16 protein-coding genes are annotated in these 16,831 nt (G+C 70.4%); 10 read left to right on the top strand and 6 right to left on the bottom strand.

Going from position 1 to position 16,831, the window contains the following annotated elements; genetic code table 11:
- Positions 1-22 precede the first annotated feature (22 nt).
- Together glmS and HDA39_RS17435 are read left to right on the top strand one after the other, a co-directional pair.
- Entirely contained in the window at positions 23-1,843 is a 1,821-nt protein-coding gene (glmS, locus tag HDA39_RS17430) for a glutamine--fructose-6-phosphate transaminase (isomerizing) (RefSeq protein ID WP_184796258.1), read from the top strand.
- A 56-nt stretch (positions 1,844-1,899) separates the two neighbouring features.
- Positions 1,900-3,066 (top strand): nucleotide sugar dehydrogenase, encoded by a 1,167-nt coding sequence (locus HDA39_RS17435; RefSeq protein ID WP_184796260.1) that lies wholly within the window; start codon positions 1,900-1,902, stop codon positions 3,064-3,066.
- Here HDA39_RS17435 and glsA read toward each other — a convergent pair whose 3' ends face one another.
- Positions 3,067-4,434, bottom strand: coding sequence for a glutaminase A (glsA, locus tag HDA39_RS17440; RefSeq protein WP_184796261.1), 1,368 nt, complete (start codon positions 4,432-4,434; stop codon positions 3,067-3,069). It lies immediately after the preceding gene.
- A 112-nt stretch (positions 4,435-4,546) separates the two neighbouring features.
- Between glsA and HDA39_RS17445 the strand changes: the two genes are divergently transcribed.
- Positions 4,547-5,638, top strand: a complete 1,092-nt coding sequence (locus tag HDA39_RS17445) for an esterase-like activity of phytase family protein (RefSeq protein WP_184796263.1) — start codon at positions 4,547-4,549, stop codon at positions 5,636-5,638.
- A 46-nt stretch (positions 5,639-5,684) separates the two neighbouring features.
- Positions 5,685-6,608, top strand: coding sequence for an FAD-dependent oxidoreductase (locus tag HDA39_RS17450; protein ID WP_184796265.1), 924 nt, complete (start codon positions 5,685-5,687; stop codon positions 6,606-6,608).
- Here HDA39_RS17450 and pdxR read toward each other — a convergent pair.
- Positions 6,591-7,982 (bottom strand): MocR-like pyridoxine biosynthesis transcription factor PdxR, encoded by a 1,392-nt coding sequence (gene pdxR / locus HDA39_RS17455; RefSeq protein ID WP_184796267.1) that lies wholly within the window; start codon positions 7,980-7,982, stop codon positions 6,591-6,593. The two genes, HDA39_RS17450 and pdxR, sit on opposite strands and share 18 nt — an antisense overlap.
- Before the next feature lie 46 nt (positions 7,983-8,028).
- On the opposite strand from pdxR, the gene HDA39_RS17460 reads away from it, so the two are divergent.
- Both HDA39_RS17460 and HDA39_RS17465 read left to right on the top strand, forming a co-directional pair.
- On the top strand, positions 8,029-8,493 hold the full coding sequence (locus HDA39_RS17460; protein ID WP_184796269.1) for a carboxymuconolactone decarboxylase family protein: 465 nt from the start codon (positions 8,029-8,031) through the stop codon (positions 8,491-8,493).
- 7 nt (positions 8,494-8,500) lie between these two features.
- The gene (locus tag HDA39_RS17465) at positions 8,501-9,205 is read left to right on the top strand and encodes an isocitrate lyase/PEP mutase family protein (RefSeq protein WP_184796271.1); all 705 of its coding nucleotides are present in this window, start codon (positions 8,501-8,503) and stop codon (positions 9,203-9,205) included.
- Here HDA39_RS17465 and HDA39_RS17470 read toward each other — a convergent pair.
- A complete protein-coding gene (locus HDA39_RS17470; RefSeq protein WP_184796273.1) occupies positions 9,198-10,010 on the bottom strand; it encodes an alpha/beta hydrolase family protein in 813 nt (270 codons plus the stop codon). The two genes, HDA39_RS17465 and HDA39_RS17470, sit on opposite strands and share 8 nt — an antisense overlap.
- 50 nt (positions 10,011-10,060) lie before the next feature.
- On the opposite strand from HDA39_RS17470, the gene HDA39_RS17475 reads away from it, so the two are divergent.
- Positions 10,061-10,723: a cyclase family protein gene (locus HDA39_RS17475; RefSeq protein ID WP_184796275.1), complete on the top strand. Its 663-nt coding sequence runs from the start codon at positions 10,061-10,063 to the stop codon at positions 10,721-10,723.
- Here the strand turns inward: HDA39_RS17475 and HDA39_RS17480 are convergent.
- Positions 10,709-12,610 carry a hypothetical protein gene (locus HDA39_RS17480; protein ID WP_184796278.1) on the bottom strand — a complete coding sequence of 634 codons (1,902 nt, stop codon included), beginning with the start codon at positions 12,608-12,610 and terminating at the stop codon, positions 10,709-10,711. The two genes, HDA39_RS17475 and HDA39_RS17480, sit on opposite strands and share 15 nt — an antisense overlap.
- Before the next feature lie 85 nt (positions 12,611-12,695).
- On the opposite strand from HDA39_RS17480, the gene HDA39_RS17485 reads away from it, so the two are divergent.
- A complete protein-coding gene (locus HDA39_RS17485; RefSeq protein ID WP_184796280.1) occupies positions 12,696-13,181 on the top strand; it encodes a pyridoxamine 5'-phosphate oxidase family protein in 486 nt (161 codons plus the stop codon).
- Here the strand turns inward: HDA39_RS17485 and HDA39_RS17490 are convergent.
- Positions 13,178-15,154, bottom strand: coding sequence for a protein meaA (locus tag HDA39_RS17490; RefSeq protein ID WP_184796282.1), 1,977 nt, complete (start codon positions 15,152-15,154; stop codon positions 13,178-13,180). The genes HDA39_RS17485 and HDA39_RS17490 overlap by 4 nt on opposite strands.
- A gap of 151 nt (positions 15,155-15,305) precedes the next feature.
- Entirely contained in the window at positions 15,306-15,641 is a 336-nt protein-coding gene (locus HDA39_RS17495; RefSeq protein ID WP_184796284.1) for an STAS domain-containing protein, read from the bottom strand.
- A gap of 118 nt (positions 15,642-15,759) precedes the next feature.
- On the opposite strand from HDA39_RS17495, the gene HDA39_RS17500 reads away from it, so the two are divergent.
- Together HDA39_RS17500 and HDA39_RS17505 are read left to right on the top strand one after the other, a co-directional pair.
- Positions 15,760-16,089, top strand: coding sequence for a hypothetical protein (locus tag HDA39_RS17500; protein ID WP_184796286.1), 330 nt, complete (start codon positions 15,760-15,762; stop codon positions 16,087-16,089).
- A gap of 105 nt (positions 16,090-16,194) precedes the next feature.
- A complete protein-coding gene (locus HDA39_RS17505) occupies positions 16,195-16,830 on the top strand; it encodes an RNA polymerase sigma factor (RefSeq protein ID WP_184796288.1) in 636 nt (211 codons plus the stop codon).
- Position 16,831: the final 1 nt, after the last annotated feature.

Here is a 16,831-nt window from a genome sequence, read left to right on the forward strand (position 1 = left end):
AGCAACGAAAGGAACCCCTTCCATGTGCGGAATCGTCGGGTACGTCGGCACCAAGCCGGCCGCGCCCATCCTGGTGGACGGCCTGGCCCGGCTGGAGTACCGCGGGTACGACTCGGCGGGTGTCGCGGTGGTCGGCTCCAGCGAGCTGAAGGTGCACAAGGACGCCGGCCGGGTCCGTGAGCTGGAGGCCTCGCTGCCCAAGCGCTTCGGCGGCAAGATCGGCATCGGCCACACCCGCTGGGCCACCCACGGCGGCCCGAGCAAGGACAACGCCCACCCGCACGCCAGCGGCAACGAGCGGATCGCGGTCGTGCACAACGGCATCTTCGACAACGCCGGCGTACTGCGCGCCCAGCTGGAGGACGCCGGCGTCAAGCTGCGTTCCGACACCGACACCGAGGTGCTCGCGCACTTGATCGAGCAGGCCGAGGGCGACACCCTCGAGGACAAGGTGCTGGCCGCCCTGCGCCGGATCGAGGGCACCTACGGCATCGCCGTGGTCGACCTGGACTTCCCCGACCGGATCGTGGTCGCCCGCAACGGCAGCCCGCTGATCCTCGGCGTCGGCGACGGCGAGATGCACGTCGCCTCCGACGCGGCCGCGCTGATCCGCTACACCCGCCAGGTCGTCTACCTGGACGACGGCGAGCTGGCCACCGTCCGCGCCGACGGCTACCGCACCTTCACGCAGGACTCGCGGACCACCACCAAGACCGAGAAGACGGTCGAGTGGGACGCCGAGGAGTTCGAGCGCGGCGCGCACGAGCACTTCATGGTCAAGGAGATCCACGAGCAGCCCGAGGCGGTCCAGCGGGTGATCCGCGGCCGGCTCGACGAGCGCTTCCACGCCGTCCACCTGGGCGGCCTGAACATGGACGCCCGGGAGGCCCGCGAGATCAAGCGGGTCAAGATCCTCGGCTGCGGTTCGGCGTACTACGCCGGTCAGCTCGGGGCGCAGTTCATCGAGGAGGTCGCCCGGATCCCCGCCGACGCCGAGCCGGCCTCGGAGTTCCGCTACCGCAACCCGGTGGTCGAGCGGGACACCCTGTACGTCGCGGTCAGCCAGTCCGGCGAGACGCTGGACACGCTGGTCGCCGTCCAGGAGCTGAAGCGCAAGGGCGGCCGCGTGATCGGCCTGGTGAACGCGGTCGGCTCCAGCATCGCCCGTGAGGTCAACGGCGGTGTGTACCTGCACGCCGGTCCGGAGGTGTCGGTCGCCTCGACCAAGGCGCTGACCAACATGGCGGTCGGGTTCGCGATGCTCGGCATCCACCTGGGCCGGATCCGCGACGTCTCCCCCGCCGACGGCCGCCGGCTGATCGACGGCCTGAAGAAGATCCCGGAGCAGATCCAGGCGATCGTCGACACCGAGACCGAGCTGGCCGAGATCGCCGGCCGGCTGGCCAGGCACGAGAGCCTGTTCTTCGTCGGCCGGACCCGTGGCTACCCGGTCGCCCGCGAAGGCGCGCAGAAGCTCAAGGAGATCTCCTACCGGCACGCCGAGGCGTACCAGACCTCCGAGCTCAAGCACGGCCCGCTGGCGCTGATCTCGCCCGACGTACCGACCGTCGCGATCGTGCCGGACGACGAGCTGCTGGACCGCAACATCGGCGCCCTGCACGAGATCGCCGCCCGCTCCGGTCCCCTGTACGTCGTGACGCACCCCGACGTCGTCGTACCGGACGGTGCGGCCGCGGTCATCCGGGTCCCGAAGAACGAGCCGGAGCTCGACCCGATCCTGCTCACCATCCCGCTGCAGCTGCTGGCCTACCACGCGTCGGTCGCACTCGGCCACGACGTCGACAAGCCGCGCAACCTGGCCAAGTCGGTCACGGTCGAGTAGCCGCGCAGGCGGGCGGCTCCCCGGGAGCCGCCCGTCGCCGGGTAACCTCCTTGCCCATGAAGATCGCCGTCGCAGGCCTGGGGTACGTCGGACTCTCGAACGCTGCCATCCTGGCGCAGCACAACGAGGTCGTCGCCGTCGACATCGCCCAGGAGCGCGTGGACCTGGTCAACCGCCAGGAGAGTCCGTTCGTCGACGAGGACCTGTCGAAGTTCCTGGCCACCGCGCCGCTGGACCTGCGGGCCACCACCGACGCCGACGAGGTCTACGCCACGGCCGACTACGTCGTCGTCGCCACCCCGACCGACTACGACCCGACGACGCTCACCTTCGACACCTCGTCGGTGGAGTCGGTGATCCGCAAGGTCGTCGCGCTCTCGCCGACCGCCGTACCGGTGATCAAGTCGACGGTCCCGGTCGGGTTCAGCGAGCGGATGTCGGCCGAGTACGGCCGCCAGGTGGTGTTCTCGCCGGAGTTCCTCCGCGAGGGGCACGCGCTGCACGACAACCTCCACCCCGGCCGGATCATCGTCGGCGACGACACTCCCGCGGCCCGGCAGTTCGCGGAGCTGCTGCTGGCGGGCTCGGCCCAGCCGGAGACCCCGGTCCTCGCGATCCGCTCGACGGAGGCCGAGGCGGTCAAGCTGTTCTCCAACACGTACCTGGCGATGCGGGTCGCGTACTTCAACGAGCTGGACACGTTCGCCGCGCAGCACGGCCTCAGCACCCGGGCGATCATCGACGGCGTCAGCCTGGAGCCGCGGATCGGCGCCGGCTACAACAACCCGTCCTTCGGGTACGGCGGCTACTGCCTGCCCAAGGACACCCGGCAGATGCTGGCCAGCTACGACAACATCCCGCAGCGGCTGATGAAGGCGATCGTCGAGTCGAACTCGACCCGCAAGGACTTCGTCGCCGGCCAGATCCTCGCCGGGCAGCCCGAGCGGATCGGCATCTACCGCCTGGTGATGAAGGAGGGCTCGGACAACTTCCGGTCCTCGAGCATCCTCGGCATCGTCAGCAGGCTGAAGCAGGCCGGCGCCGAGATCGTCATCCACGAACCCGCCCTCGACGCCGACACTTTCGAGGACCTGCGGGTGATCAACGACCTGGACGAGTTCAAGCGCAGCACGGACGTGATCGTGGCCAATCGGCTGACCGGGGAGCTGTCGGACGTCGCGGACAAGGTGTACACCCGCGACGTCTTCCACATGGACGAGTAGTCAGCGCTCCCGACCGGCCGGGCGGTGCGGACCAGCGGCCGCCGGCACCTGCGGCCGCGCCGAGCTCGCGACGCCGGCGCTCCGCGAGGAGGCCGCCGGCATTCCCCCGAGAGCGCGCCGGGAAGCCTCAGCGGCGCTACTGAGCTCACGCCCGGCGCCGAGGCTCTTGTACGGATGCAGTCCGAACTTCTCGACCAGTTGCCGGCAGACCTCCACGCCGCGCACGGAGTTCCCGGCCTCGTCCAGCCGCGGTGAGAACGTCACGACCGCCATCCGCTTGTCCGGCAACACCATCATCACGTTGCCCGAGACGCCGCTCTTGGCCGGCAGCCCGACCTGGTCGGAGAACTTGCCGGAGTCGTTGTACATCCCGCTGTGTCCCATCACCGACAGCACCCGGCCGGCGGTCTCCTGCGAGAACACCCGCTCACCGCTGTACGGCGCGACGCCGCCGTTCGCCAAGGTCGCGCCCGCCGCCGCCAGCCCGGCCGCGTCCACCTGCATCGAGCAGACCGCGAAGTAGAACTCGGCGGCCTTCTGCGGGGCGTCCCGGTCCTTCGGGTCCATCCTCAGCATGTCCCGCGCCGCCATCAAGTTGGCCAGGCCCCGGTTCCCGTGGCCGGTGTCGCGTTCGGCCAGGAAGGTGCGGTGATCGAAGCCTGGCGGGCGGCCCATCAGCCGCGCCCAGGTCTGCTCGACCCGGGCGAACCGTTCGGACACCTCGACGTCCGGCTCGACCAGGGCCAGCGTCGCGATTGCTCCCGCGTTGATCATCGGGTTCTGCGGCTTGCCCGCCGCGTCCAGGGACAGCGTCGGGTCGTTGAAGGTCCCGCCGCTCTGCTCCTGGCCGACCCAGGTGTGCACCTCACCCGCGCCGAACTGCTCCAGCGCCATCGCGTAGCTGAACGGCTTGGAGGTCGACTGGATGCTGAACCCGGCGCCTGCGTCGCCGATCTGGAAGGTCTGACCGTCCGCCGTACAGACCGCGATCCCGAACCGGTCCGGCGGCGCGTTCTTCAGCGTGGGGATGTACTGCGCGACTTCGCCCGACCGGTCCGGCAGCAGGTCGGCGTAGATCTCCTCGACCGCGCGGCTGAACTCCTGGAACTCCGTCCGCGGCACCACGAGGTCGCCCTGCAGCGCCCGCCGGACCACCGGCTCCCGGGTCACCTCGGCGAACTGCTCGCGGTCGAGCCACTCCGGCTGCCCGGGCTCGAACGCGCCGCCCGCGGCCAGCGCGTTCCCGAGCGCGCGCTCGACCCGCGGGTCGTCGCCGCGCAGTCCCGACTGCCGCAGCTCCTCGAGCAGCTTCCACTTCCAGACCACGTTGGCGCGGTCGGTGTCGAGCGACCGAAACAGGTTGTCCATGGCCAGAGCCTGTCCGGCCGGTGTTTCCGGTGCGGATCCCCCGCGTTACGGGGTGATCAACCTGCCTGGAGTAGGTTCTTCGGCAGCCCTGTCCATGGTCCGGAGGTTCCTGATGCGCTGGAAGTCCACGCTGTCCACGGCCGTCGTACTCGCGTCCCTGGCCACTCCGCTGACCGCGGCCGCCACGGCGACCGGGCATCCGGGCCACGGCGGCAACTGCTCGCGGGACGCGCGCTTCCTCGGGTTCACCGACAGCCTCGACAAGACCACGTACGCCGGGCAGAAGGTCTCCGGCCTGTCCGCGCTCAACGTGACCCGCCCCGGCCACGCGGTCGCGCTGGTGGACAACGTGCAGACCAGCCCGGCCCGGGTCTTCGACCTGCGGATCAGTGGCAGGCCGACCGTCTCCGTGGACGGGATGACGATCCTCAAGCGGCCCGACGGTACGCCGTACACGGGCGCCGACTTCGACGGCGAGGGCCTGGTCGTCGAGCGCGGCGCGCGGACCATCCTGGCCACGTCGGAGCGCGAGCCCACGATCCGGCGCTTCCGGCTGTCGGACGGCCAGGAGACCGCGTCGCTGCCGGTCCCCGCGCGCTTCCAGGTCGCGCCGGCCGGTCAGGCGACCGGCAACGCGACCCTCGAGTCGCTCGCCGTCAGCCCCGACGGCTTCTCCCTGTACGCCGGGATGGAGGGCCCGCTCAGCCCCGACGGCGCGGACGCCGCCGGCCGCAACAACAACCGCATCATCCGGTACGCCGGCTGGCCGGGCCACGGCTACAAGCCGGTCGCCCAGCTCGCGTACAAGACCGACCCGGGCCTGAGCCTGGTCGAGCTGGCTGTGGTCGGCCGCAACCAACTCGTGTCGATGGAGCGCACGTTCGTCGCGGGCGTCGGCAACACCATCCGGGTCTTCTCCGTCTCCACCAAGCGCGCCCCGGACGTCAGCAAGCGCGAGTCGATCGCGACCGCGCCCGCCAAGGACTTCGTCCAGAAGAAGCTGCTGTTCGACCTGGTCGACTGCCCGCCGTCCGGCGCGGTCGCCAAGCAGCCGCAGCCGAACCCGCTGCTGGACAACGTCGAGGCCCTCGCGCTCGGCGGGTACCTGCCCGGGGGCCGCCGCCAGCTCTTCCTGCTGTCGGACGACAACGACGGCGCGACCCAGATCACCCGGCTGTACTCGCTGGCCGTCGACCTGCACTGAGTCCTGTGACTGGCGGGGACAGTGGTGAACGGGTGACAATCTGTGGATGCGCGTGATCGTGGTGGGTGCCGGCGTGATCGGGCTGAGCTCGGCGGTCCGGCTGGCTGAGGCCGGGTACGACGTCGGGGTGTTCGCGCGGGACCTGCCGCTGGAGACGACATCGGCGGTCGCGGCCGCGATCTGGTACCCGTTCCTGTCGGCTCCGGCGGAGCGGGTCGCCGGGTGGGCCCGGACGACGTACGGCGAGCTGGTGGAACTGGCCCGGAACGAGCCGTCGGTGCAGCTGCGGCGCGGCCAGGAGTACCTGACCCAGTCGACGCCGGTCCCCGGCTGGGCGGACGTGCTCACCGACTTCGAGCGGGTCGGAGTGCCGCCGAAGGGGTTCAAGGACGGCTGGTCGTTCACCACTCCGGTGGTCGAGATGCCGCTCTACCTGCAGTACCTGGTCAAGCGGCTGGAGGCCGCCGGCGGGTCGCTGACCCGTGCCGCGCTCTCAGCTCTGCCGAACACGGCTGACGTCGTCGTGAACTGCGCGGGCCTCGGCTCCCGGCTCACCGCTGGAGACCCGACCGTCACGCCCGTCCGCGGGCAGGTGCTGACCGTTGAGCAGTTCGGCCTGACCGAGTGGCTGCTGGCCGACGAGAGCCCGACCGACCTCACGTACGTCGTACCGCGGTCCAAGGACATCGTCATCGGTGGCACCAGCCAGCCCGACAGCTGGGACCTGGCTGTCCGGCCCGACACCGCCGAGGCGATCCTCGACCGGGCAGCCGTGCACATCCCGCAGCTCAAGCAGGCCAAGATCATCAAGCACCGCGTCGGTCTGCGCCCAGCTCGTCCGGCGGTCCGCTGCGAGAGCGTGCGCGTCGGCGACCAGACCGTCGTGCACTGCTACGGCCACGGCGGCTCCGGCGTCACCCTGTCGTGGGGCTGCGCCGACGAGGTGCTGGCGCTAGTCAAGAACGCCTAACACCTGGCAGAGCAGGTCCAGCGCTCCGGAGTACGAGTGGTCCGGCGGCGTGCCGTACCCGACGACGAGCGCCTGGCGGGTCGAGTTGCCGTGGAAGTGGTACGCGTTCAGATTGGCGATGCCGAGGCCCTGGCGGGCCGCCCGGTCGACCATGTCCTGAGCATCACCCGGTACGTCGAGCAGCACGTGCAGCCCGGCCGAGATACCAGCCAGCTGTACGCCGGGCGCCCGTACGCCGAGCAGCTCGACCAGGCGGTCGCGGCGACGGCGGTAGTGCAGCCGGGAGCGTCGTACGTGCCGGTCGTAGTGGCCCGACTCGATGTACTCGGCCAGGATCAGCTGGTCGAGCGTGGCCGTCTGCAGGTCCGCCGTACGCTTCGCCGCGAGCAGCGGCTCCATCAGCTGCTGCGGCACGACCATCCAGGCCAGCCGCAGCCCGGGCGCGAGGCTCTTGCTCGCCGTACCGGTGTAGACGACTCGCTCCGGGTCCAGCGTCTGCAGCGCGCCTACGGTCTGCCGGTCGTAGCGAAACTCGCCGTCGTAGTCGTCCTCGATCAGGACCGCGCCGGTTCTGCGGGCCCACTCCAAGGCGGCCGTACGTCGCTCGGCCACCATCGGTACGCCGGTCGGCATCTGGTGCGCCGGCGTGAGCAGCACAGCCTGGCCGGTCAGCTGGTCCGGCAGTACGCCGTACTCGTCGACCGGGACCGGTGCCGCGGTCAGGCCACGGGTGCGGATCACGTCCCAGTGCAGGCTGTAGCCGAACTCCTCCACGCCGATCGTCGTCGCCCCCTGGTTGCGGAGCGTCTCGCTGAGCAGGTTGAGCGCCTGGACGTAGCCGGAGCAGATCAGGATGCGCTCCGGGTCGGCGTGGACGCCGCGGGCCCGGGCCAGGTAGTCGGCGAGCATCCGGCGCAGCTCGGGGCGGCCGCGCGGGTCGCCGTACCCGAAGGCCTCGTTCGGGGCGGCCGACAGCGCCTTACGGGCGGCAGCGAGCCACTCGGTCCGCGGGAAGGTGGACACGTCGGGCGAGCCCGGCTGCAGGTTGTAGCGGAACCGGCGCGTGGGAGTCGGCTCGCTCGGGGCAGGCGGCGGGGTCACGCCGGGACGGCCTGCCACCACTGTGCCGGAGCCTTGGCGCGCGGTCAGCCAGCCCTCGGCGACCAGCTGGCCGTAGGCGTCCGCGACGGTGTTCCGGGCGATGCCCAGGTCCTTGGCGAGCGTCCGGGACGACGGCAGCCGGGTGCCGGGGACCAGCCGGCCGCTGCGGATCGAGGTGTGCAGGGCCGAGACCAGATCGGCCCGGCCACGGCTGCCCGTCAGGTCGAGGTGCAGATCGGCACCCGCCTCGGGATTGGCCCTTCCATCGGTCATGGAAGTGGACCATACTCCTGGGCCGGTTCGCGGCTAGCGTGGCGGTATGAGCACAACGACGAAGCGACGGGTCAAGGTGGCCTCGCTGGCCCCCGAGTTCTACCAGGCGATGATCGCGCTGGACGCGCAGTCCGCGACCGGTCTGGACCCTCTGCTGGCGCACCTGGTCCGGATCCGTGCCTCGCAGCTGAACGGCTGCGCCTACTGCCTGGACATGCACACCCTGGACGCCCGGCACGAGGGCGAGACCGAGCAGCGGCTGCACCTGCTCGCCGCGTGGCGCGAGGCCGGTAAGTTCTTCACCGCGAAGGAGCAGGCCGCGCTGGCGCTGACCGAGTCGATCACGCTGATCAGCGTCGACCACGTGCCGGACGCCGTGTACGACCTGGCCGCCGAGCAGTTCGACGACAAGGAGCTGGCGCAGCTGATCAGCCTGATCGTCTGCATCAACGCCTGGAACCGGATCGGCGTCACCAACCGCCTCGAGCCCGGCCACTACTCCCCGAGCTGAGGCAGCGATGAGCCAAGCGGAAACACTGCGGTCATTGCACCACGCCGACATCCCACTGCTGCTGCCGAACGCCTGGGACCCGGTCAGCGCGCGGATCGTCGCCGAAGCCGGCTACCCGGCGGTGGCGACCAGCAGCGGCGCGGCCGCCCGGGTGATCGGGTACGACGACGGCCAGCTCACTCCGCCGGGCGAGATGTTCGCTGTGGTCGCTCGGATGGTCCGGGCGGTCGACGTACCGGTGACCGCGGACATGGAGGCCGGGTACGGGCTGAGCCCGCGGGAGTTCGCGGAGCGGCTGCTGGAGACCGGTGCCGCGGGGTGCAACCTGGAGGACTCGACCGGGAGCGGGTTGACTGAGCAGGAGCGGCACGCGGAGTACTTGGCCGGCGTACGGGAGGTCGCGGGGGCCGACCTGGTCGTCAACGCCCGGATCGACTCGTTCCTGCACGGCGGGACGGTCGCCGACGCGATCGCTCGCGGCCGGGCGTACCGGAGGGCCGGTGCGGACTGCGTGTACCCGATCTTCGCGCCGGTGGAGTCGCTCGCCGAACTCAAGGACAGCGTCGGTGGGCCGCTCAATGCGCACGCGGCACCGAACGGCCCGACGGCCGCACAGCTGGTCGCAGCCGGCGCGACCCGGATCTCGTACGGCACCAGCTTGCACACCCACCTGATGGACAGCTTCCGGAAGCTGCTGCCCGAGCTCAGCTGAGCAGTCGCAGGGTCTCCTTGCGGCAGGTGGCCCAGGCGTCGTGCTTCGGGTCGATCAGCTCGAAGTGCCCGACGCCGGGCAGCTCGGTCAGGGTCACCACGCCGCCGGCCTTCTGCGCGGCGGCCAGGTAGCGCTGGCTCTGGTCGAGCGGCACCTGGCCGTCGCGAGTGCCGTGGACCAGGGCGACCGGGACCTTCAACGGCAGCTGCTCGTACGGCGAGGAGGCGGCGTACCGCTTCTTGTCCTCGGTCGGCGTGGCCCCCATCAGCTGCACGACCGCGTCACCGCCGACCTGCGCGTCGTACGCGTTGATGAGGTCGAGCACGCCGGCCTGGGACACCGCGCCCTTCAACATCACGCGGCCTGACCGAGCGGCGGCCCAGACGGCGAGATGGCCGCCGGCCGAGTGTCCTACGGCGACCACCCGATCGACAGCGATCCGCGGCTGATCGGCCAGCGCGTCGATGGCCGCGCCGACGTCGTCGAACGTCGCCGGCCAGCCACCGCCGTTGCCAACGCGCCGGTACTCGATCGCGTACCCCGCGACCCCGTTCTTCGCCAGGTCCTCGGCCAGCGGCGTAGCCAACTCCTTGCCGTACCCACTCATCCAGAACCCGCCGTGGATCACCACGACCGCCGGGACCTTCTCAGACCCCGGCGGGAGGAAGAGGTCAGCAACCTGCGACTCGTCGTCGCCGTACCGAATCTGCTGCGCGCCCTCGGCAGGCGCGGACGGATTCGAGCACCCGCTCAGCCCGGCCAGCAAGGCGGAGCCACCCACGAGCACGCGTCGTCTGCTGATCATGAGAAGTGCTTCGGCACCGCGACCAGCAGGGATGGGTGAGGATGGGACCCATGTACGTCGAACTGAACCACGTGATCCACGAGGGCATGGTCACGCTGCCGAACCTGCCCGGCCCCGAGCTCGGCCTGCACCTGACCCGGGAGGCATCCCGGGCGGTGTACTCCCAGGGCACCGAGTTCGAGATCGGCCGCGTCTCGCTGGTCGCGAACACCGGGACATACCTGGACAGCCCGTACCACCGCTATCCCGACGGGCATGACCTCACCGGCTTTCCGCTCGACCGGCTCGTCGACCTGCCCGCGGTCCTGGTGCGGGTGGACGCCGGCCGGTTCGGTGTCGACGCGGCCATGCTCGCGGCGTACGACGTCGCGGGCAAGGCGGTGCTGCTGCACACCGGCGACGACGCCCGCTTCGGCACGCCGCAGTACGTCGAGGACGCGCACTTCCTGACGCGCGACGGCGCCGAGCACCTGATCGGCGCGGGCGCCGTGCTGGTCGGGATCGACGCGGCGAACATCGACGACATGACCGATGGCACCCGCCCGGCGCACACGCTGCTGCTGGGCGCCGGGATGCCGATCGTCGAGCACCTCACCGGTCTGGAGCAGCTGCCGCCGACCGGTGCGACCTTCACCGCCACTCCCCCGCGGATCGCTGGGCTGGCCACCTTTCCGGTGCGGGCCTTCGCGAAGGTGCCGTCAGGTGAGGCCTAGGCGCAGGGCGTAGACCAGGGCCCAGTCCTGGTCGTTGGCCAGGGGGTCGGCGATGTGGGCGGGGAGGTTGTTGACCGCGCTGGGGTAGACGAATGCGCAGGTGGCCGAGCCGTCCGGGTGGAAGTTGGCCAGGTTGGCGCGGAGGATGGCCTCGCCTGCTGGGCGTAGCTCGTCGGTCGGCCAGGTCAGGTAGACCGCTGCGCTGAGCACGGACCAGTAGTGCGGGAAGACGTCGCCCCACAGTCGGAGCAGGCCGAACCAGTAGCCGTCCCAGTGGCGGATGGGGACGTGCCGCAGGCGCACGTCGGGCTGGTCGGCGGCGAACGCGGTCAGCCAGGGCAGACGACGGGTCAGCTCCTCCAGCGGCACCATGCCCTCCTCGTACGCCGCCAGTAGCAATTCCAGGAGCGGGGCGACCATCGACTGCTCGTAGTTGACCTCGTGTGGCGGCAGGTCGTCGCCGTACTCGATGAAGGCGGCCGCGTGCCGGCGCAGGTGTTCCCGCATCCGCGCGGCGGTCTCCGCAGAGGTCACGGCAGCCAGCGCACGCAGCAGCGGGCCTAGGTCGAAGGCGAGGAACTGATCGCCGCCCAGCGCGTAGTACCGGTCGAGGATGCGTACGGCGCCGTCGACGTCGCCCTGGCCGAGCAGGAAGCGGGCGAACCACGGGAAGTTGTAGAGCCGGGTCCGGCTCTCGTGCAGGCTGTCGTCGGCGACCGTGCCGTCCGCCGCGACCAGGTGCTCCATGACGAACTGCTGATAGCCGGCCAGGGCCTCGTCGAGCTCAGCACGAGAGCCCCAGCCGCGGTCGCGCGCCTCCTGCAGGAGCAGCGCGGTGCCGATCCGCTCCCGCGCGTCGGACCAGTCCCGCCAGCCGCCGGACAGCAGCCGCAGCCCTGTGCGGGCGTCGTACGGGACGAAGGAGAAGCGCCGGCTGTCGCTCAGCTCGACCGGGCGCTGGTGCTCCAAAGCAAAGGAGATGCGGCGCTCGACGATGTCGCGCAGCGGCTCGTGGAAGAGCAGGCCCACGCGCGATCGGACCTTGCCGTCGGTGACCTCGACATAGTGGACGCCCGGCTCAGCAGACGTGACCGTTGAAGGCCCGGTCACCCCGTCAGCAAGCGACAGCGACAGCGACGACCCGACCAGCCCAGCCAGCACAGGCGCAGAGACCTGCGGCTGCCAGCTACCCCGGAAGTCGGCCAGCGAGTCGAACCACTCCAGCTGCCAGGTCCACCGGTACGACTCGCCAGGAGCCAGCACCACAGGCTCCTGACCACCCTGAGCGTGCGGCGCCCGAGCATGGTCCGTGACGTGCAGGTAGAGGTGCCCACGGCTGTTGCTGCTGGTCTCCGTGTCCCGCGACTCGACCGAGTACGCCCACAGCTCGCCCTCGATCAGCCGCAGCCCCAGACCGGGCCCGCTGCCGTCCATCGGCTGCGCCCAGACCCAGGAGTCCGCGCCACCGGTCCACACGTGCGCGTGGACGGCGCCGCGCAGGCTCTCGCGGCTGGAGCTGTAGAGGTCGCGCCACGGCGTACTGACCGCGAGCGAGCCGACGTCCACCGAAGACCCGCTGGTGTTGCGCAGCTCGTACGTCTCCGTCCACCGCTCCCCGAACCGCCTGCCCACGCGCAGCTCCAACGGCCCGAAGCGGTACAGCAGGTCGATCCCACTCGACCGCCAGCGAGTAAAAGCAGGAGCGTCGAACCGATAGCTCCCCCGCGATGTGATCACGAACCCCTTGCCCCAGTGGTGCGTCGGGTCGTGCCAGGCGCCGTCCGAGAGCAGCATCGAGTGCCCGCGCACCGGGTGCTGCACGGCCGAGACCGCCCCGTCGTCGCCCACGTCGACCTGCCCGGCCCCGACCGCGAAAGTTTCCGGCATTTTCCCAACCTAGCGATGTCGAGAGCCGTCGGGCGGCTTCGTCCCCCTGATGTAAGCACTCAACGACGGACAAGGACTCACCACCATGAACCAGCACGAGATCGCCGAGATCCTGGCCAAGCCGTACGCGCAGGACCTGCTGTTCGCGGCCCAGCCCGCCCGCTTCTCCTACGTCGCCCTGAACGGCGAGCCGCGGGTGATCCCGATCGGCTTCCACTTCGACGGCGAGAAGCTGCAGACCTTCACCATCCCGAAGTCCGCCAAGGTCAAGGCGCTGGCCAAGAACCCGAAGGTCGCGCTGACGCTGGACACCAACGGCTTCCCGCCGAAGGTCCTGCTGATCCGCGGCACCACCGAGCTGAAGCTCGAGCAGGGCGTCCCCGAGGAGTACATCATCTCGGGCAAGAAGGTGATGACCGACGAGCAGCACGCCGGCTGGACCCAGGGCGTGAAGGACCTGTACGACGAGATGACCCGGATCACGATCACCCCGACCTGGGTCAAACTGCTCGACTTCGAGACCACGCTCCCCAAGGACGTCGAGGACCTGATCAGGGCCAAGCAGGGCTAGAGACCGTGCGCGCGGCGGATGACGTCGACCACGTCGGACATCATGCCGGTCAGGTCGTAGTCCTTCGGGGTGTAGACGGCGGCGACGCCTGCTGATTTCAGCGCGCGGGCGTCGCCGTCGGGCACGATGCCGCCGACCACGACCGGTACGTCGGACAGTCCGGCGTCGCGCAGGCCGGCGACGACCTGCGGGACCAGTTCCATGTGGGAGCCGGACAGGATCGACAGGCCGACGCAGTGCACGTCCTCGGCGACCGCGGCGGCGACGATCTGCTCGGGCGTCAGCCGGATCCCCTGGTAGATCACCTCGAACCCGACGTCACGAGCCCGTACGGCGACCTGCTCGGCGCCGTTCGAGTGGCCGTCCAGACCGGGCTTGCCGACCAGGAACCGCAGCCGCCCGCCCAGCTCATCAGCGGTCGCCGCGACCTTGGTCCGTACGGCGGCGATCTCGGCGCCCGCACCGGAGACCCCGACCGAGCCCGACACTCCGGTCGGCGCCCGGTACTCGCCGAACATCTCCCGCAGTACGCCGGACCACTCGCCCGTCGTCACCCCGGCCCGCACACAGGTCAGCGTCGCCGGCATCAGGTTGTCCGTCCCCTTGGCCGCCTCCCGCAGCGAGGCCAACGCCTCCTCGACCGCCGAAGGGTCGCGCAGAGAACGCCACTGCTCCAGCGACTTCAGCGCGGCCGCCTCGGCGCCGGGGTCCGCGGTCTGGATCGCGGTGTCCAGGTCGGCGGTCAGCGGCGACGGCTCGGTGTTCTCGAACTTGTTGACCCCGACCACCACGTGCTCACCGGACTCGATCCGCTGCCGCCGTTCGGCGTGCGACGCGACCAGCGCCTGCTTCAGGTACCCGGTCTCGACCGCCGCGATCGCTCCGCCCATCGCCTGGATCCGGTCGATCTCCTCGCGGGCGCCCTCGACCAGCTCGGCGACCTTCGCCTCGATCACGTGCGAGCCGTCGAAGATGTCCTCGTACTCCAGCAGGTCCGACTCGTACGCCAGCACCTGCTGCATCCGCAGCGACCACTGCTGGTCCCACGGCCGCGGCAGGCCGAGCGCCTCGTTCCAGGCCGGCAGCTGGACCGCACGGGCGCGCGCGTTCTTCGACAGCGTCACGCCGAGCATCTCCAGCACGATCCGCTGCACGTTGTTCTCCGGCTGCGCCTCGGTCAGGCCGAGCGAGTTCACCTGAACGCCGTACCGCAGCCGACGGGCCTTGGCGTCGGTCACGCCGTACCGGTTCCGGCAGATCTCGTCCCACAGCCGCACGAAGGCCCGCATCTTGCAGGTCTCCTCGATGAACCGGACGCCGGCGTTGACGAAGAACGAGATCCGCTGCACCACGTCGCCGAACCGCTCCGCCGGCACCTGACCGCCGTCGCGGACACGATCCAGTACGGCGACCGCCGTCGACAGCGCGAACGCCAGCTCCTGCACCGGCGTCGCGCCGGCCTCCTGGAGGTGGTAGCTGCAGATGTTGATCGGGTTCCACTGCGGGACGTTGGTGACCGTGTACGCGATCAGGTCCGTGGTCAGCCGCAGCGACGCGTCCGGCGGGAACGCGTAGGTCCCGCGGGACAGGTACTCCTTCACGATGTCGTTCTGCGTCGTCCCGGTCAGCTCGTCCGGCGTCGCGCCCTGCTCCTGCGCGGCGACCTGGTAGAGCGCGAGCAGCCACATCGCGGTCGCGTTGATCGTCATCGAGGTGTTCATCTGCGCGAGCGGGATCGCGTCGAACAGCGCCCGGACGTCGCCCAGGTGCGCGACCGGTACGCCGACCTTGCCGACCTCGCCCTTGGCCAGCACGTGGTCCGGGTCGTAGCCGGTCTGCGTGGGCAGGTCGAAGGCGACCGAGAGCCCGGTCTGGCCCTTGGCCAGGTTGCGCCGGAACAGCGCGTTGGACTCGGCCGCCGACGAGTGGCCGGCGTACGTGCGCATCACCCAGGGTCGGTCCTTCGCGGTCATGTACCCGAGAGTAGGACTGTGTGCCCTTGTGAGTCCGCAGCTCGTGACGGGTGTCACCAGGGGCTTAGATCACAGGCACGAGCTCTGGGCAGGGCTGCGCGACGCGGGGAAGACTTGGGGTGATCTCCGCGCGGGACCGCCGGTCGTCCGCCTACGCGGAGATCGGGAGTGGCGTCCTCTCGACCGCGAGGATCCGGTGCAGCCGGGTGACCGCGAGGATCCGGACCACCGAGGGAACCGGGTGCCGCAGGACGAGGCGCCGCCCGAGCAGCTGGGTCCGGCGGTGGGTGGCGACCAGCAGCCCGAGCCCGGTGGCGTCGAGCGCTTCGACCGCCTCCAGGTCGACCACCACGTCGCCGTCGGTGCGGTCTATCAGGTCGTTGAGCAGCTGGCGGACGTCGCCCACCGAGCGGACGTCGAGCAGCCCGGCGAGGCGGACCACGTTGTTGTCGTTGACGGAACCTGCGATTGGGGTCGGTGCGAGCATGTCCGTGCCCTCCGCTCTTCCGGCAGCCCCCGAGGCCGCACTGCAGCGTGTGTTGGTAAAGACTCCCCGGGGACCCGGAAGGTTGCCAAGACCTCAGGACCTTTTCATTCGCGCGACAATGGTGTCCGTGTTCGCCGACAAGTACTTCCTGTTCCCGGTGGTGGCCATCGCGCTGACCGGGGTGATGGTGCTGTTGTGCCGCTGGGCCTTCTCTCGGCCCAAAGGGGGCTCGTTGGTGCGCCGTACTGATTACTCCGCGACCGAAAAGGACAAGTTCGGTCTTCTCGTCGACGTGAAGACCACCGGTTCGTACAACGAGGCCAGAGTCGCGGTCTCCACCCTGAGAGATCTCGGCATCAAGGCCACCGCCGCCCGGACCAACGACGGGTGGACGGTCTACGTCTGGCCGAAGGACGAGGGGCCCGCCCGAGGCTTCCTCAACAACTAGCAGAAGTCTTCTGAGAAGGGTGCTGACGACATCGGGCAAGAACAGGGTGGACCGTGCCCGTCGTCCCGCTCCGGGGGTGTCGAGGCCGGTCGAGTGAGGAGCTCGATGACCCCCGACCTCGCGCTGGCGACCGTCGCGTTGCCAGGCCGTCCGGCGGCCGTCCGGGCCCCAGTGGTCCCCGACGAGGACGCACGGCTCCTGGAGTCGACCGTGCGCAGCCCCGATCGGTTCACGCTGATCTTCGACAAGTACTTCCCCCAGGTGCACGCGTACGTCGCCCGCCGGCTCGGTCCGGACCTGGCCGACGACCTGTCCTCGGAGACCTTCCTGATCGCGTTCCGGCAGCGGGACCGGTTCGACAGCCGCAGCGGCGTTGTCCGGGCCTGGCTGTACGGCATAGCCACCAACCTGATCCGCCGGCACCGGCGTGACGAGGTCCGGGCCTGGCGGGCGACGGCCAAGCTGCCGCCGCCTCTACCGACCGGCGGGCACGAGGAGCGGGTGGCCGCGCAGGTCACTGCGGAGCAGGCCGGCCGCCAGCTGGCCGCTGGGCTCGCGAAGGTGTCCAGCAAGGATCGTGAGGTGCTGATGCTGGTCGCCCTCGGCGGGCTGAGCTACGACGAGGTCGCTGCCGCCCTGGGGATCGCCTACGGCACGGTCTGCTCGCGACTGTCGCGCGCCCGACGCGTCGTACGGGAGCATCTCGGCGATACCGACCCGACCAAGCTGGAGGAGGACTGAG

The sequence above is a fragment of the Kribbella italica genome (genome assembly GCF_014205135.1).
In the GTDB taxonomy this organism is placed as follows: Bacteria; Actinomycetota; Actinomycetes; order Propionibacteriales; family Kribbellaceae; genus Kribbella; species Kribbella italica.

What these genes read in the sequence shown, in the direction of transcription:
- HDA39_RS17470 (WP_184796273.1), bottom strand. Translation starts at nt 10,010, where the DNA reads ATGATCAGCAGACGACGCGTGCTCGTGGGTGGCTCCGCCTTGCTGGCC.
- HDA39_RS17480 (WP_184796278.1), bottom strand. Translation starts at nt 12,610, where the DNA reads ATGCCGGAAACTTTCGCGGTCGGGGCCGGGCAGGTCGACGTGGGCGAC.
- HDA39_RS17505 (WP_184796288.1), top strand. Translation starts at nt 16,195, where the DNA reads ATGACCCCCGACCTCGCGCTGGCGACCGTCGCGTTGCCAGGCCGTCCG.
- HDA39_RS17460 (WP_184796269.1), top strand. Translation starts at nt 8,029, where the DNA reads ATGAGCACAACGACGAAGCGACGGGTCAAGGTGGCCTCGCTGGCCCCC.
- HDA39_RS17450 (WP_184796265.1), top strand. Translation starts at nt 5,685, where the DNA reads ATGCGCGTGATCGTGGTGGGTGCCGGCGTGATCGGGCTGAGCTCGGCG.
- HDA39_RS17490 (WP_184796282.1), bottom strand. Translation starts at nt 15,154, where the DNA reads ATGACCGCGAAGGACCGACCCTGGGTGATGCGCACGTACGCCGGCCAC.
- HDA39_RS17445 (WP_184796263.1), top strand. Translation starts at nt 4,547, where the DNA reads ATGCGCTGGAAGTCCACGCTGTCCACGGCCGTCGTACTCGCGTCCCTG.
- HDA39_RS17435 (WP_184796260.1), top strand. Translation starts at nt 1,900, where the DNA reads ATGAAGATCGCCGTCGCAGGCCTGGGGTACGTCGGACTCTCGAACGCT.
- HDA39_RS17475 (WP_184796275.1), top strand. Translation starts at nt 10,061, where the DNA reads ATGTACGTCGAACTGAACCACGTGATCCACGAGGGCATGGTCACGCTG.
- glsA (WP_184796261.1), bottom strand. Translation starts at nt 4,434, where the DNA reads ATGGACAACCTGTTTCGGTCGCTCGACACCGACCGCGCCAACGTGGTC.
- HDA39_RS17500 (WP_184796286.1), top strand. Translation starts at nt 15,760, where the DNA reads ATGGTGTCCGTGTTCGCCGACAAGTACTTCCTGTTCCCGGTGGTGGCC.
- HDA39_RS17465 (WP_184796271.1), top strand. Translation starts at nt 8,501, where the DNA reads ATGAGCCAAGCGGAAACACTGCGGTCATTGCACCACGCCGACATCCCA.
- pdxR (WP_184796267.1), bottom strand. Translation starts at nt 7,982, where the DNA reads ATGACCGATGGAAGGGCCAATCCCGAGGCGGGTGCCGATCTGCACCTC.
- glmS (WP_184796258.1), top strand. Translation starts at nt 23, where the DNA reads ATGTGCGGAATCGTCGGGTACGTCGGCACCAAGCCGGCCGCGCCCATC.
- HDA39_RS17495 (WP_184796284.1), bottom strand. Translation starts at nt 15,641, where the DNA reads ATGCTCGCACCGACCCCAATCGCAGGTTCCGTCAACGACAACAACGTG.
- HDA39_RS17485 (WP_184796280.1), top strand. Translation starts at nt 12,696, where the DNA reads ATGAACCAGCACGAGATCGCCGAGATCCTGGCCAAGCCGTACGCGCAG.